The organism is Pseudomonas alcaligenes (genome assembly GCF_041729615.1).
GTDB lineage: Bacteria > Pseudomonadota > Gammaproteobacteria > Pseudomonadales > Pseudomonadaceae > Aquipseudomonas > Aquipseudomonas alcaligenes_B.
In genome coordinates this window covers 664,388-679,530 of record NZ_CP154874.1, presented here as the reverse complement: position 1 = coordinate 679,530, position 15,143 = coordinate 664,388, and the positions used below count along the sequence as shown (strand labels likewise).

Below are 15,143 nucleotides of genomic sequence, written 5' to 3'. Positions count from 1 at the left end.
AGGGCGCAGTGCGCTGGGACATCTTCTGCAGCGTGGTGGACAACTACGGCGATATCGGCGTGACCTGGCGCCTGGCCCGCCAGCTGGCGGCCGAGCACGGCCTGGCGGTGCGCCTGTGGGTGGACGAGCCGGCCGCCTTCGCGCGCCTCTGCCCGCAGGCCGACGCGGCGCTGGCGCAGCAGTGGCTGGCCGGCGTCGAGGTGTGCCGCTGGACGGCGGACTTCCCGCCCGTGGCGGCGGCCGACGTGGTCATCGAGGCCTTCGCCTGCACCCTGCCGGCGCGCTACGTCGAGGCCATGGCGGCGCGCGCCGAGCCGCCGCTGTGGCTGAACCTGGAGTACCTCAGCGCCGAGGACTGGGTGCCCGGCTGCCACGGCCTGCCATCGCCACAACCGGGCGGGCTGCAGAAGTTCTTCTTCTTCCCCGGCTTCGTCCCCGGCACCGGCGGCCTGCTGCGCGAGGCCGGCCTGCTGGAGCGGCGGCGGCAGTTCCAGGCCGATGCCGGGGCGCGTCAGGCCTTCCTCGCCGGGCTCGGCGTGCCACCCGTGGCCGGCGCCTGGCTGATCTCCCTGTTCGCCTACGAGAACCCGGCGCTGGGGCCCTGGCTGGACGCCCTGGCCCAAGGCGCGCAGCCGGTGCAGCTGCTGGTGCCGCGCGGGCGCATCGAGGGCGATCTGTACCGCTGGCTGGGCGTGGCCGCTGCGCAGGCAGGCGACTGCTGGCAGCGGGGCAGCCTGCACCTGCACCTGCTGCCGTTCGTCAGCCAGGACGACTACGATCGCCTGCTGTGGAGCTGCGACTTCAACGCGGTGCGCGGCGAGGATTCCTTCGTCCGCGCCCAGTGGGCCGGGCGGCCGCTGCTCTGGCATATCTACCAGCAGGAGGAGGGCGCCCACTGGGACAAGCTCGACGCCTTCCTGGCGCTGTACCGCGCCGCTCTGCCGCCGCTCGCCGGCGAGGCGCTGACTGCCTGGTGGCATGCCTGGAATGGCCGTGGCGACATGGCGCAGGCCTGGCAGGCGCTGTGCGGGCAGGCCGAGGCGCTCGCGGCACACGCACAAGACTGGTGCCGGGAGCAGGCCTCTCGTCCTGATCTCGCCGCGGCGCTGGTGCAGTTTCACCGAAATTGGCTATCATGCGCCGCCTAGAAATCTGTACCTCCATCCAAATCCGGATATTCGTATGAAAACCGCACAAGAAATGAAGGCCAACAGTGTGGCCCTGATCGACGGCCACCCGTGGCTGATTCAGAAAGCCGAATTCACCAAGTCCGGCCGTAACAGCGCCATCGTCAAGATGAAGCTGAAGAACCTGATCAACGGCTCCAAGACCGAGACCGTGTACAAGGCCGACGACAAGATGGAGCCGGTCATCCTTGAGCGCAAGGAAGTGACCCTGTCCTACATCAGCGGCGACGACTACGTGTTCATGGATCCGGAGTACAACTCCTACGAACTGCGCGCCGAAGACCTGGAAAGCGTCCTGCCGTTCATCGAAGAAGGCATGACCGACATCTGCGAAGCCGTGTTCTTCGAAGGCAAGGTGATCTCCGTCGACCTGCCGACCACCATCGTGCGCCAGATCGTCTACACCGAGAACTCCGCCCGTGGCGACACTTCCGGCAAGGTCATGAAGCCGGCCAAGCTGCGCAACGGTACCGAAGTCAAGGTCGCCGACTTCTGCAACATCGACGACTGGATCGAGATCGATACCCGCGACGGTTCCTACAAGAGCCGTACCCAGGCGCCTCAGGCCTAAGCCTCCGCCTCGTGTAGAAAACCCGGCTTATGCCGGGTTTTTTATTGCCGCGCGGAATGGGGGCGCTGCTGGTGGCGCTCTGCCCCGTGCCGGCAGGCGCTCGGGCGAATGCCGGGCCGGGCCTGGCGCCCCTCAGACCTTCAGCCCCTGCTCGCGCAGGCGCTTGTACAGGGTGTTGCGGCTCAGCCCCAGGCTGCGCGCCAAGTGCGAGATGTTGCCGCCGCAGGCCTGGTACTGGCTGGCCAGGTCGCCGGCCTCGATGAGAGGCTCGCAGGTGGGCAGGTTGTCGGCCGCGTTCTGCAGGTCGGCGAAGAAGTCGTCCGGCAGGTGCTCGGCGCGGATCGGCTGGTCCTCGGCCATGGCCAGGGCGATTTGCATCACGCTGCTCAGCTGGCGCAGGTTGCCGGGCCAGGGGTGGCGCTGGAACAGCTCCAGCACCTCGCGGCTGAGGCCGGCCCACTGGCTGGGCTCGCGGTGGTGTTCCCATACGCGCTGGAACAGCGCGGCCTTGTCGCTGCGCTCGCGCAGCGGCGGCAGCTCCAGGTTGAGGCCGCTGATGCGGTAGTAGAGGTCGGCGCGGAACAGGCCGGCGTCCACATCCTGGCGCAGCGGGCGGTTGGTCGCCGAGACCAGGCGGATGTCCACCGGGTAGGGCTCGCCGCCCCCCAGCGGCTGTACGCTGCGCTCCTGCAGTACGCGCAGCAGGCGCGCCTGCACGGCCAGCGGCATGTCGCCGACCTCGTCGAGGAACAGGGTGCCTTTGTGCGCCTTGCGGATCAGACCGATGCTGCCCTTCTGGCTGGCGCCGGTGAAGGCGCCTTTCTCGTAGCCGAATAGTTCCGACTCCACCAGTTCGGCGGGAATCGCCGCGCAGTTCACCGCGATCAGCGGCTGGCCGGCGCGCGAGCTGGCGTTGTGCAGGGCCTTGACGAACACTTCCTTGCCGGCGCCGGTCTCGCCGTGGATGAGGATCGGGATGTCCTTCTCCACCAGACGCTCGGCCTGGCGTACGGCCTTGTCTACCCGTGGATCGCCGAGGTTGATATTGGCCAGGGTGAAGCCTTCCTGGCGCGGCGCCGGGGCCGCTTGCGGGCGGAAATCGCGCGGCTGGATACGCGGCTTGCGCGGGCGCTTGAGCAGGCCGTGGAAGCGGTAGCGGCCGGCGGCGCGCAGGGCGAAGGGCAGGGTCTCCGGCTGGGTGAGCAACTGCTGCAGCGGCACGTCGAACAGGCTCTCGATGTTCACCCGTGACAGACCGACGCCGAGCAGGCTGTCGGCGCGGCGGTTGGCCGAGACGATCTGCCCGGCCTCGTCGAACACCAGCAGGCCGGCCCACTGGCTGTCCAGGTTGTCCAGGCTGGTGTTGAAGCTGAGCTGGAAGTAGTCGTCCTTGAACAGGTTGAGGATCAGCCGGTTCTCCACCGACTGGCTCATCATCTTGACCATGCCCAGGGTGTGGGCCGGCGGCAGGTAGCTGTCGCTGGAGACGTCGAGCACACCGATCATCTGCCGGCTGGCGTCGAAGATCGGCGAGGCCGAGCCGGTCATGAAGCGGTTGGCCTTGAGGAAGTGCTCGTCGCGCTGGATGTGCACCGCCTGGCCGCAGGCCAGCGCCGTGCCGATGGCGTTGGTGCCGCTGTAGCGCTCCTGCCACCAGGCGCCGGGAACGAAGCCGGCGGCCTGGGCCGGCTCGACGAAGCGGCGGTCGCCCCAGGACTGCAGCAGCTGGCCCTGGTTGTCGGCCAGCATGATCAGGCAGTTGGAGTTGGCCAGGATGTTCTCGTAGTAGGGCAGCACCTCCTGATGGGTGGTCTGCACCAGGAAATGCTGGCTTTCCAGCAGGGCGGAGACCTCGCCGGGCGCGGCCTGGCCGAAGGCCGGCTGGCTCTGGTGGGTGAGGCCGAAGTCGCGGCAGCGGCTCCAGGAGTCGCGAACGATGGCGTCGTGGCTCGGCGCCGGGGCAGTGGCAGTCATGGGTATCGCCTGATTCTTGTCTTTTTTATAGGTCCGGCTTCCGTGCTGGCCTCACCGTTACTGCAATGGGCGGGCCGGCGGGAGTGTCCTGTCCTCCCGGCCCCTGGCCGCAGACGGTCAGGGGCAAAGCGTTCGCCCAGTGTTGTTCATTGCTGTTCAAAGTCAAAGGGCAAATTGTTCAGTTGTTCAGCTTTTACTGTTCAAGGCTGTTCAGTGCGCCTGCGCGCCGAGTATCTCCGTCCTTAGATAAATTCTTATTGGTCAGTGGGTTACGAGGTATTCCCTGGCGCGCAGCGGCGCTGGCACGAATGTCGCGTTATGGCTGTGTCGGCCGCGAGGGATCTTCGCGGCGACGGGCGCAATAATTATAAGGACACGCCATGTCGTTAACGCTGGAACATGTCTGTCGCGTGGTCGACCAGCAGGTCTATATCGACGACGCCTGCCTGAGCTTCGAACCAGGCTCCTTCAACGTGCTGGTGGGCCGCACGCTCGCCGGCAAGACCTCGCTGATGCGCCTGATGGCCGGGCTGGACAAGCCCAGCAGCGGCCGCATCCTGATGCACGGCGCCGATGTCACCGGCGTGCCGGTGCGCCAGCGCAACGTGTCGATGGTCTACCAGCAGTTCATCAACTACCCGAACCTGACGGTGTTCGAGAACATCGCTTCGCCGCTGCGCCAGGCCGGCGTGGCCAAGGCCGAGATCGAGCGTAAGGTGCAGGAAACTGCGCAGATGCTGCGCATCGACAAGTTTCTCAAGCGCTACCCACTGGAACTCTCCGGCGGCCAGCAGCAGCGTACGGCCATGGCCCGCGCGCTGGTCAAGGATGCCGACCTGGTGCTGTTCGACGAGCCGCTGGTGAACCTCGACTACAAGCTGCGTGAAGAGCTGCGCCAGGAGATGCGCGAGCTGTTCCGCGCCCGCCGCAGCATCGCCATCTACGCCACCACCGAGCCCAACGAGGCGCTGGCCCTGGGCGGCACCACCACCATCCTGCATGAAGGCCGGGTGATCCAGAGCGGCAAGACCACCGAGGTCTACCACCGGCCGCAACAGGTGCTGGCCGCCGAGCTGTTCTCCGAACCACCGATCAACCTGATGCGCGGGCGCATCACCGACAGCGAGGTGAGCTTCGAGGACTTCGTGCACTTCCCGCTGACCGCCGAGTTGCGCGGTCTGGAGCAGGGCGATTACCGCTTCGGCGTGCGCCCCGGGCATATCGGCCTGGTGCCGTCCAACGACGACGACCTGGAGCTGGCGGTGATCGTCGAGCTGGCCGAGATCAGCGGCTCGGAGACCTTCCTGCACGTGCGCAGCGAGCACTTCGCCCTGGTCCTGCACCTGCAGGGCGTGCACGAGTACGACGTGGATGCGCCGATCCGCATCTACATCCCGACGCACAAGCTGTTCGTCTTTGATACCCGGGACCAACTGGTCCTGGCGCCGATCCGCCGGTCCTGAGGAACGCAGCATGGCCGAGATACGCTTGCAGAACCTGGCGCACAGCTACAGCGCCCAACCGAGTGGGCCGGACGACTACGCCATCCGCGAGATGACCCATGTCTGGGAGCAGGGCGGCGCCTACGCGCTGCTCGGCCCGTCCGGCTGCGGCAAGTCGACCCTGCTCAACATCATTTCCGGGCTGCTCAGCCCGTCCGAGGGCCAGGTGCTGTTCGACATGCGCGAGGTCAACGACCTGCCGCCGCAGGAGCGCAACATCGCCCAGGTTTTCCAGTTTCCGGTGGTGTACGACACCATGACGGTGTTCGACAACCTGGCCTTCCCGTTGCGCAACCAGGGCCTGGCCGAGTCGCGGGTGACCAGCAAGGTGCATGAGATCGCCGAGGTGCTCGACCTGCACCCGCTGCTGCACAGGAAGGCGCGCAACCTGACCGCCGACGAGAAGCAGAAAGTCTCCATGGGCCGCGGCCTGGTGCGCGACGACGTGTCGGCGATCCTCTTCGACGAGCCGCTGACGGTGATCGACCCGCACCTGAAGTGGAAGCTGCGGCGCAAACTCAAGCAGATCCACGAGCAGTTCAACATCACCATGGTCTACGTCACCCACGACCAGCTGGAGGCCTCGACCTTCGCCGACAAGATCGCGGTGATGTATGGCGGGCAGATCGTCCAGTTCGGCACCCCGCGCGAGCTGTTCGAGCGGCCGAAACACACCTTTGTCGGCTTCTTTATCGGCAGCCCCGGGATGAATCTGGTCGAGGTCACGCCCTACGCCGGCGGCGTGTGCTTCGGCCAGACCCGTGTGCCGCTGGCGCCGGCGCTGTGCCAGCGCCTGGCCGAGCTGGCCGGCCGCCCGCTCAAGCTGGGCATCCGTCCGGAATTCGTCCACGTCAGCGACGAGCCCTTCGTCGACGCCCTGCGCGGCGAGGTGCGCCATGTGGAAGACCTGGGTACCTACAAGATTCTCACCCTGGAACTGGATGGTGTGACGCTCAAGGCGCGCCTGCAGGAGGATCTGCCGGTACCGCACAAGGTGGCCTACATCGGCTTCCCGTCGCAGTGGCTGATGCTCTACGCCGACGATGTGCTGGTGGAGGTGCGCGCATGAACAAGGTGATCAACAACAAGGCCTGGTGGCTGGTGCTGCCGGTGTTCCTGCTGGTGGCCTTCAGCGCCATTCTGCCGATGATGACGGTGGTCAACTACTCGGTGCAGGACATCTTCGACGCCAGCACGCGCACCTTCGTCGGCGTCGACTGGTACCGCCAGGTGCTGCAGGACGAGCGCCTGCACGACTCGCTGCTGCGCCAGTTCATCTTCTCCGCCTGCGTGCTGCTGATCGAGATTCCGTTAGGGATAGCCATCGCCCTGTGCATGCCGACCAAGGGCCGCTGGGCCTCGGCCTGCCTGATCGTGATGGCCATCCCGCTGCTGATCCCGTGGAACGTGATCGGCACCATCTGGCAGATCTTCGGCCGCGCCGATATCGGCCTGCTGGGCTGGACCCTGAGCAAGCTGGGCATCAGCTACAACTATGCCTCCAACACCATGGACGCCTGGGTCACGGTGCTGGTGATGGACGTGTGGCACTGGACCTCGCTGGTGGCGCTGCTGTGCTATTCGGGCCTGCGCGCCATTCCCGACGTGTACTACCAGGCCGCGCGCATCGACCGCGCATCGAGCTGGGCGGTGTTCCGCCATATCCAGCTGCCGAAGATGAAGAGCGTGCTGCTGATCGCCGTGATGCTGCGCTTCATGGACAGCTTCATGATCTACACCGAGCCCTTCGTGCTCACCGGCGGCGGACCGGGCAACGCCACCACCTTCCTCAGCCAGACGCTGACCAAGATGGCGGTGGGGCAGTTTGACCTGGGGCCGGCGGCGGCGTTCTCGCTGGTGTACTTCCTGATCATCCTGCTGGTGTCCTGGGCGTTCTACACGGCCATGACCCACAACGACCAGAAGAGCTGAGGAGCCTGCCATGACCCTTCGCAAAGCCCTGGCGCTGCTGCTCTACATCCTGTTCCTGCTGGTGCCGATCTACTGGCTGCTGAACATGTCGTTCAAGAGTAATACCGAGATCCTCGGCGGCCTGACCCTGTGGCCGCAGGACTTCACCCTGGCCAACTACCAGGTGATCTTCACCGACCCGAGCTGGTACACCGGCTACCTCAACTCGCTGTACTACGTGTGCCTGAACACCCTCATCTCGCTGCTGGTGGCGCTGCCGGCGGCCTATGCCTTCTCGCGCTACCGCTTCCTCGGCGACAAGCACCTGTTCTTCTGGCTGCTGACCAACCGCATGGCGCCGCCGGCGGTGTTCCTCCTGCCGTTCTTCCAGCTGTACTCGTCCATCGGCCTGTTCGATACCCACATCGCCGTGGCCCTGGCCCACTGTCTGTTCAACGTGCCGCTGGCGGTGTGGATCCTCGAGGGCTTCATGTCCGGGGTGCCGAAGGAGATCGACGAGACGGCCTACATTGACGGCTACAGCTTCCCCAAGTTCTTCGTGAAGATCTTCATCCCGCTGATCGGCCCCGGCATCGGCGTCACGGCGTTCTTCTGCTTCATGTTCTCCTGGGTCGAGCTGCTGCTGGCGCGCACCCTGACCTCGGTGAACGCCAAGCCGATCGTGGCGGTGATGACGCGCACCGTGTCGGCCTCCGGCATTGACTGGGGCGTGCTGGCGGCGGCGGGGGTGCTGACCATCCTGCCGGGCATGCTGGTGATCTGGTTCGTGCGTAACCACGTGGCCAAGGGCTTCGCCCTGGGCCGGGTCTGAGGAGAAACGACTATGGAATGGATGGCCTGGACCCCGGTCACGGCGGCCTTCTTCGGCGGCATCGCGCTGCTGCTGGTGGGCATGACGGTATGGGAAATCCGCTCGCCCTGCGCCGAGCGCAGGGGCTTTCTGCCGATCGCCACCACCCGTGGCGACCGGCTGTTCATCGGACTACTCGGCAGCGCCTACCTGCACCTGCTGGTCGTGGGCGCGACCGACTGGAGCACCTGGATAGCCTCGGCGCTGTCCGTCGTGTGGTTACTGGTGGTGATGCGTTGGGGCTGACCGGCTGCCTGTCGTTCCGGTCGCTTTTCTATTCAAGCAAGGAGGAGTCTATGTTCGACAACAACTACAAGACCCGACATAGCATGGCGCTGGCGGCCCTGCTGACGTTGTCCGGATTGAGCGGCGCGGCCTGGGCCGATGCCTACGAAGAGGCGGCGAAGAAGTGGATCGACAGCGAGTTCTCGCCGTCCACCCTGACCAAGGAGCAGCAGCTCGCCGAGCTCAAGTGGTTCATCAAGGCGGCCGAGCCGTTCCGCGGCATGGAGATCAATGTCGCCTCGGAGACCATCGCCACCCACGAGTACGAGGCCAAGGTGCTGGCCAAGGCCTTCAGCGAGATCACCGGGATCAAGCTGAACCACGACCTGATGCAGGAAGGCGACGTGGTCGAGAAGCTGCAAACGCAGATGCAGTCCGGCAAGAACATCTATGACGGCTGGGTCAACGACTCGGACCTGATCGGCACCCACTTCCGCTACGGCAAGGCGGTGGCGATCAGCGACATGATGGCCAATGAAGGCAAGGACTTCACCTCGCCGACCCTGGACCTGGAGGACTTCATCGGCCTGTCCTTCACCACCGGGCCGGACAAGAAGCTCTACCAGCTGCCCGACCAGCAGTTCGCCAACCTCTACTGGTTCCGCGCCGACTGGTTCGAGAAACCGGAGCTGAAGGCCAAGTTCAAGGAAATCTATGGCTACGAGCTGGGCGTGCCAGTCAACTGGTCGGCCTACGAGGACATCGCCCAGTTCTTCACCGAGCACGTCAAGGAAATCGACGGCAAGCGCGTCTATGGCCACATGGACTACGGCAAGAAAGACCCGTCGCTGGGCTGGCGCTTCACCGACGCCTGGTTCTCCATGGCCGGTAGTGGCGACAAGGGCCTGCCCAACGGGGTGCCGGTGGACGAGTGGGGCATTCGCGTCGAGGGCTGCCGCCCGGTGGGCTCCAGCGTCGCCCGCGGCGGCGACACCAACGGCCCGGCGGCGGTCTACGCCACCACCAAGTACGTCGACTGGATGCGCCAGTACGCGCCGCCGGAAGCCCAGGGCATGACCTTCTCCGAGGCCGGTCCGGTGCCTGCACAAGGCAACATCGCCCAGCAGATCTTCTGGTACACCGCCTTCACCGCCGACATGACCAAGCCGGGCCTGGCGGTGGTCAACGAGGACGGCACGCCGAAGTGGCGCATGGCGCCGTCGCCCAAGGGGCCGTACTGGGAGGAGGGCATGAAGCTCGGCTACCAGGACGCCGGCTCCTGGACCTTCCTCAAGTCGACCCCGGAGAAGCAGCGCCTGGCGGCCTGGCTGTACGCGCAGTTCGTCACCTCCAAGACGGTCTCGCTGAAGAAGACCCTGGTCGGCCTGACACCGATCCGCGAGTCGGACATCAACTCCCAGGCGATGACCGACGCCGCGCCCAAGCTCGGCGGTCTGGTGGAGTTCTACCGCAGCCCGGCGCGGGTGCAGTGGACCCCCACTGGCACCAACGTACCGGACTACCCGCGCCTGGCGCAGCTGTGGTGGCAGTTCATCGCCGAGGCGGCCAGCGGCGACAAGACCCCGCAAGAGGCCCTGGATGGCCTGGCGGCGGCCCAGGACAGCATGATGGCGCGCATCGAGCGCTCCGGCGTGCAGGGTGACTGCGGCCCGAAACTCAACGAGGAGAAGGACCCGCAGTACTGGCTGGACCAGCCGGGCGCACCCAAGCCGAAGCTGGCCAACGAGAAGCCGAAGGGCGAGACCGTCAGCTACGACGAGCTGCTGAAGTCCTGGCAGCAGGCCCAGTAAGGTCAGTGCTGGAAACGAAAACGGCGCCCGCGGGCGCCGTTTTTCATGGCCGGGGCGCTTACGCGTGCAGGTGTTCCGCGGCGTACAGGGTGTTCTCCAGCAGGCAGGCGCGGGTCATCGGGCCGACGCCGCCCGGCACCGGGGTGATCCAGCCGGCGCGCTCGACGGCGACGTCGAACTCCACGTCGCCGACCAGCTTGCCGTCGGCCTGGCGGTTGATGCCGACGTCGATGACGATGGCGCCTTGCTTGATCCACTCACCCTTGACCAGGCCCGGTTTGCCGGCGGCCACCACCACGATGTCGGCCTGGGCCAGGTGGCCCGGCAGATCCTTGGTGAAGCGGTGGGTGACGGTGACGGTGCAGCCGGCCAGCAGCAGCTCCAGCGCCATCGGGCGGCCGACGATGTTGGACGCGCCCACGACCACGGCGTGCTGGCCATGCAGGTCGATGCCGGTGCTTTCCAGCAGGGTCATGATGCCCTTCGGCGTGCAGGGGCGCAGCAGCGGCATGCGCTGGGACAGGCGGCCGACGTTGAACGGGTGGAAACCGTCGACGTCCTTGTCAGGGTTGATGCGCTCGAGCAGTTGCGAGGCGTCCAGGTGGGCGGGCAGGGGCAGTTGCACCAGGATGCCGTCGATGGCGTTGTCGCGGTTGAGCTGGTCGATCAACGACAGCAGTTCGCCCTGGCTGGTGCTGGCCGGCAGGTCATGGGCCACGGAAACGAAGCCGACTTCCTCGCAGTCCTTGCGCTTGTGCGAGACGTATACCTGGGAAGCCGGGTCGCTGCCGACCAGGATCACGGCCAGGCCCGGGGCGCGCAGGCCCTGCTGGCGGCGTTCGGCGACGCGTTTGGCGATATCCAGGCGGAGGTTGGCGGCAATGGCTTTGCCGTCGATCAGTTGTGCGGTCATGACGCTTGCTTAACCATGGCGAAGAGTGAAAAAAGATCGCGTATTCTCGCACGGCAGCCCGGTCGGGCAAAGGCGCATGCGCCCCCTGTTCCCGTAACTCCTTTTCCCAGCAGGATTTTTTTCATTCTCGTGTTGACGCTGCGAGGCGGCCTCTATAAGATTCGCCCCGCTTGTCGAGCACAGCCAGCCGCTGGGTAAGATGGCAACAGCCGGAAGCGGCTGGAGCTGTAGCTTAGAAGTCTGTTCCGCAGATGATTAAGCGCCCGTAGCTCAGCTGGATAGAGCATCCGCCTTCTAAGCGGATGGTCGCAGGTTCGAGTCCTGCCGGGTGCGCCATTGGCGGCTCAGGCACAAGCAACGCAATATGGTGGGCGTAGCTCAGTTGGTAGAGCACAGGATTGTGGCTCCTGGTGTCGTGGGTTCGATTCCCATCGTCCACCCCATATTCGAGAAAGCGCCAGGCCAGAAGCCTGGCGTTTTCGTTTCAAGCGTTACCACGCGGACGTGGTGAAATTGGTAGACACACCAGATTTAGGTTCTGGCGCCGCAAGGTGTGAGAGTTCGAGTCTCTCCGTCCGCACCATCTCCCTTGTAATCCCTCCTTATATATCCCGCCGTTTCTTGCTCGTTTTGTGCAGGTGACTTCTGTAATTCGAGCCACTAGAATGCTTGCCTTTCGATTCTGGGGCCGGAACGCCGGCTTATGTCTGTGCAACGAGGAATATCCATGCAAGTTTCTGTTGAAAGCACCTCCGCTCTCGAGCGCCGCATGACCATCGGCGTGCCGGCCGAGCGCATCGAGACCGAAGTGACCAAGCGCCTGCAGCAGACTGCCCGCCGCGCCAAGGTGCCTGGCTTCCGTCCCGGCAAGGTGCCGATGAACGTGATCCGTCAGCGCTACGAAGACTCCGCGCGCCAGGAAGCCCTGGGCGACCTGATCCAGGCCACCTTCTACGAGGCCATCGTCGAGCAGAAGCTGAACCCGGCTGGTGCTCCAGCGGTCGAGCCGAAAGTGTTCGAGAAGGGCAAGGACCTCGAGTACGTCGCCACCTTCGAAGTCTTCCCGGAGATCAAGCTGGCCGGCTTCGATGGCATCGCCGTCGAGCGCCTGCAGGCCGAGGTGACTGATGCCGACGTCGACAACATGCTGGAAATCCTGCGCAAGCAGAACACCCGTTTCGAGGCCGTCGAGCGTGCCGCCGAGAATGGCGACCAGCTGAACATCGATTTCGTCGGCAAGATCGACGGCGAGGCCTTCGCCGGCGGCAGTGCCAAGGGCACCCCGCTGGTCCTGGGCTCCGGTCGCATGATTCCGGGCTTTGAAGAGGCCCTGGTTGGCGTCAAGACTGGCGAAGAGCGCGTGATCAACCCGACCTTCCCGGCCGACTACCAGAACCTCGACCTGGCCGGTAAGACCGCCGAGTTCACCGTGACCGTCAACAGCGTCTCCGCACCGCAGCTGCCGGAGCTGAATGACGACTTCTTCGCCCTGTTCGGCGTCAAGGAAGGCGGTCTGGAAGGCTTCCGTGCCGAAGTACGCAAGAACATGGAGCGCGAACTGCGCCAGGCCATCAAGTCCAAGGTGAAGAACCAGGTGATGGAAGGCCTGCTGGCCGCCAACCCGGTGGAAGTACCGAAGGCCCTGATCGGCAACGAAGTGAACCGTCTGCGCGTGCAGGCCGTCCAGCAGTTCGGTGGCAACATCAAGCCGGACCAGCTGCCGGCCGAGCTGTTCGAGGAGCAGGCCAAGCGTCGCGTGGTGCTGGGTCTGATCGTCGCCGAAGTGGTCAAGCAGGGCGAGCTGAAGGCCGACGAGGCTCGTGTGCGCGAGCTGATCGAGGAAATGGCTTCCGCCTACCAGGAGCCGCAGCAGGTCGTGGCCTGGTACTACAAGAACGACCAGCAGCTGAACGAAGTGCGTTCGGTTGTACTGGAAGAACAAGTTGTAGATACTGTCCTGCAGAAGGCCAAAGTGACCGATAAAGCGGTCTCCTACGAAGAAGCGGTCAAGCCGGCGGAAGCCCCGCAAGCTGCCTGATCCCTCGCCTCGTTAGAGCACACCATAAGCCAGCCTTCGTGCTGGCTTATGCGTCTTTAGAGACATGACTATTAGGGAGAGATCGCTAGACATGTCGCATAACTCTTTCATCAACACCATGCCTGATATCCAAGCCGCCGGCGGCCTCGTGCCGATGGTGATCGAGCAGTCCGCCCGTGGCGAGCGTGCCTACGACATCTATTCGCGCCTGTTGAAGGAGCGGGTGATCTTCCTGGTCGGCCCGGTCGAGGACTACATGGCCAACCTGGTGGTGGCCCAGCTGCTGTTCCTCGAGGCCGAGAACCCGGACAAGGACATCCACCTGTACATCAACTCGCCGGGTGGCTCGGTGACTGCCGGCATGTCGATCTACGACACCATGCAGTTCATCAAGCCCGACGTGTCCACCATCTGCATCGGCCAGGCCTGCAGCATGGGCGCGCTGCTGCTGGCTGGCGGTGCCGCCGGCAAGCGCTACTGCCTGCCGCACTCGCGCATGATGATCCACCAGCCGCTGGGCGGCTTCCAGGGCCAGGCCTCGGACATCGAGATCCATGCCCGCGAGATCCTCACCATCCGCGAGCGCCTGAACAAGATCCTCGCCGATCACTGCAAGCAGCCGATCGACGTGATCGCTAAGGACACCGACCGCGACAACTTCATGAGCGGCGAAGAGGCGGTCAAGTACGGCCTCATCGACAAGGTTCTGGACAAGCGTCCCGTCTGATCCCCCGCTTCAGCGCAGCGGCCGGGCTCGCCCGGCCGTCCCGCAGGGTTGAAAATGCCCGCAATTGCCTTCATCTTGTGTTTCATGCCTACCGTATTGGATCGATCTAATGACTGACACCCGCAACGGCGAGGACAACGGCAAGCTGCTCTACTGCTCCTTCTGCGGCAAAAGCCAGCACGAAGTGCGCAAGCTGATCGCCGGTCCCTCGGTCTTTATCTGCGACGAGTGCGTCGACCTGTGCAACGACATCATCCGCGAGGAGGTGCAGGAAGCCCAGGCCGAAAGCAGCGCCCACAAGTTGCCTGCGCCCAAGGAAATCAGCGGCATTCTGGATCAGTACGTGATCGGTCAGGAGCGCGCCAAGAAGGTGCTCTCCGTTGCCGTGTACAACCACTACAAGCGTCTGAACCAGCGCGACAAGAAGGATGACGTCGAGCTGGGCAAGAGCAACATCCTGCTGATCGGCCCGACCGGCTCCGGCAAGACCCTGCTGGCCGAGACCCTGGCCCGCCTGCTCAACGTGCCGTTCACCATCGCCGACGCCACTACCCTGACCGAAGCCGGTTACGTGGGTGAGGACGTCGAGAACATCATCCAGAAGCTGCTGCAGAAGTGCGACTACGATGTCGAGAAGGCCCAGATGGGTATCGTCTACATCGACGAGATCGACAAGATCTCGCGCAAGTCGGATAACCCGTCCATCACCCGCGACGTCTCGGGCGAGGGCGTGCAGCAGGCGCTGCTGAAGCTGATCGAGGGCACCGTCGCCTCGGTGCCGCCACAGGGTGGTCGCAAGCATCCGCAGCAGGAATTCCTGCAGGTCGATACGCGCAACATCCTGTTCATCTGCGGTGGCGCCTTCGCCGGTCTGGAGAAGGTCATCCAGGCCCGCTCCACCAAGGGCGGCATCGGCTTCAACGCCGAAGTGCGCAGCCCGGACCTGGGCAAGAAGGTCGGCGAGGCACTGCGCGAGGTCGAGCCGGACGATCTGGTCAAGTTCGGTCTCATTCCGGAGTTCGTTGGTCGTCTGCCGGTCATCGCCACCCTCGATGAGCTGGACGAGGCGGCGCTGATGCAGATCCTCACCGAGCCGAAGAACGCCCTGACCAAGCAGTACGCCAAGCTGTTCGAGATGGAGGGGGTGGACCTGGAGTTCCGCGCCGACGCACTCAAGGCCGTGGCCAAGCGTGCGCTGGAGCGCAAGACCGGTGCCCGTGGCCTGCGTTCGATCCTCGAGGGCGTGCTGCTCGACACCATGTACGAGATCCCCTCGCAGAGCGATGTCAGCAAGGTGGTGATCGACGAGAGCGTGATCGAGGGCTCCTCCAAGCCGTTGCTGATCTACGAGAACAGCGAGCCGCCGGCCAAGGCCGCGCCAGACGCCTGATGTCTGCAAGTCGCTGAAACAAA

General features: G+C 64.8%; 13 protein-coding genes and 3 tRNA genes. 14 read left to right on the top strand and 2 right to left on the bottom strand.

The genetic code is table 11. The features are described 5' to 3' along the window. Positions 1 to 8: 8 nt before the first annotated feature. Positions 9 to 1,148 (top strand): elongation factor P maturation arginine rhamnosyltransferase EarP, encoded by a 1,140-nt coding sequence (gene earP / locus AAG092_RS03235; protein ID WP_373388522.1) that lies wholly within the window; start codon positions 9 to 11, stop codon positions 1,146 to 1,148. Between the two features lie 34 nt (positions 1,149 to 1,182). Then, positions 1,183 to 1,758, top strand: coding sequence for an elongation factor P (gene efp, locus AAG092_RS03230; protein ID WP_110682478.1), 576 nt, complete (start codon positions 1,183 to 1,185; stop codon positions 1,756 to 1,758). Positions 1,759 to 1,890: 132 nt separating this feature from the next. Here the strand turns inward: efp and AAG092_RS03225 are convergent, their stop codons facing one another. After that, entirely contained in the window at positions 1,891 to 3,732 is a 1,842-nt protein-coding gene (locus tag AAG092_RS03225; protein ID WP_373388521.1) for a sigma-54-dependent Fis family transcriptional regulator, read from the bottom strand. A gap of 380 nt (positions 3,733 to 4,112) precedes the next feature. Here AAG092_RS03225 and AAG092_RS03220 point away from each other — a divergent pair, with 380 nt between their 5' ends. The 6 genes from AAG092_RS03220 to AAG092_RS03195 are packed head-to-tail and all read left to right on the top strand — an operon-like array spanning position 4,113 to position 10,052. After that, complete coding sequence (locus tag AAG092_RS03220) at positions 4,113 to 5,195, top strand: ABC transporter ATP-binding protein (protein ID WP_373388520.1); 1,083 nt, start codon at positions 4,113 to 4,115, stop codon at positions 5,193 to 5,195. 10 nt (positions 5,196 to 5,205) lie between these two features. Continuing rightward, positions 5,206 to 6,303 carry an ABC transporter ATP-binding protein gene (locus tag AAG092_RS03215; RefSeq protein ID WP_373388519.1) on the top strand — a complete coding sequence of 366 codons (1,098 nt, stop codon included), beginning with the start codon at positions 5,206 to 5,208 and terminating at the stop codon, positions 6,301 to 6,303. Continuing rightward, positions 6,300 to 7,166 carry a carbohydrate ABC transporter permease gene (locus AAG092_RS03210; protein WP_373388518.1) on the top strand — a complete coding sequence of 289 codons (867 nt, stop codon included), beginning with the start codon at positions 6,300 to 6,302 and terminating at the stop codon, positions 7,164 to 7,166. The genes AAG092_RS03215 and AAG092_RS03210 overlap by 4 nt, the downstream gene beginning before the upstream one ends. A 10-nt stretch (positions 7,167 to 7,176) precedes the next feature. Beyond that, complete coding sequence (locus AAG092_RS03205) at positions 7,177 to 7,977, top strand: carbohydrate ABC transporter permease (protein WP_373388517.1); 801 nt, start codon at positions 7,177 to 7,179, stop codon at positions 7,975 to 7,977. 12 nt (positions 7,978 to 7,989) lie between these two features. After that, a complete protein-coding gene (locus AAG092_RS03200; RefSeq protein ID WP_373388516.1) occupies positions 7,990 to 8,262 on the top strand; it encodes a DUF2160 domain-containing protein in 273 nt (90 codons plus the stop codon). 50 nt (positions 8,263 to 8,312) lie between these two features. Then, positions 8,313 to 10,052 (top strand): extracellular solute-binding protein, encoded by a 1,740-nt coding sequence (locus AAG092_RS03195; RefSeq protein ID WP_373388515.1) that lies wholly within the window; start codon positions 8,313 to 8,315, stop codon positions 10,050 to 10,052. A 58-nt stretch (positions 10,053 to 10,110) separates the two neighbouring features. On the opposite strand, the gene folD is transcribed toward AAG092_RS03195, so the two are convergent. After that, positions 10,111 to 10,965 carry a bifunctional methylenetetrahydrofolate dehydrogenase/methenyltetrahydrofolate cyclohydrolase FolD gene (folD, locus tag AAG092_RS03190; RefSeq protein WP_110682470.1) on the bottom strand — a complete coding sequence of 285 codons (855 nt, stop codon included), beginning with the start codon at positions 10,963 to 10,965 and terminating at the stop codon, positions 10,111 to 10,113. 259 nt (positions 10,966 to 11,224) lie between these two features. On the opposite strand from folD, the gene AAG092_RS03185 reads away from it, so the two are divergent. From AAG092_RS03185 to clpX, 6 genes are all read left to right on the top strand, one after another. Continuing rightward, positions 11,225 to 11,301 (top strand) — tRNA-Arg (locus AAG092_RS03185). A 31-nt stretch (positions 11,302 to 11,332) separates the two neighbouring features. Beyond that, positions 11,333 to 11,408 (top strand) — tRNA-His (locus AAG092_RS03180). A gap of 55 nt (positions 11,409 to 11,463) precedes the next feature. Then, a tRNA-Leu gene (locus AAG092_RS03175) sits at positions 11,464 to 11,548 on the top strand. 144 nt (positions 11,549 to 11,692) lie between these two features. Next, on the top strand, positions 11,693 to 13,003 hold the full coding sequence (gene tig, locus AAG092_RS03170) for a trigger factor (RefSeq protein ID WP_373388514.1): 1,311 nt from the start codon (positions 11,693 to 11,695) through the stop codon (positions 13,001 to 13,003). 91 nt (positions 13,004 to 13,094) lie between these two features. Further along, positions 13,095 to 13,730: an ATP-dependent Clp endopeptidase proteolytic subunit ClpP gene (gene clpP, locus AAG092_RS03165; protein ID WP_110682468.1), complete on the top strand. Its 636-nt coding sequence runs from the start codon at positions 13,095 to 13,097 to the stop codon at positions 13,728 to 13,730. 109 nt (positions 13,731 to 13,839) lie between these two features. After that, positions 13,840 to 15,120: an ATP-dependent Clp protease ATP-binding subunit ClpX gene (clpX, locus tag AAG092_RS03160; protein ID WP_373388513.1), complete on the top strand. Its 1,281-nt coding sequence runs from the start codon at positions 13,840 to 13,842 to the stop codon at positions 15,118 to 15,120. Positions 15,121 to 15,143: the final 23 nt, after the last annotated feature.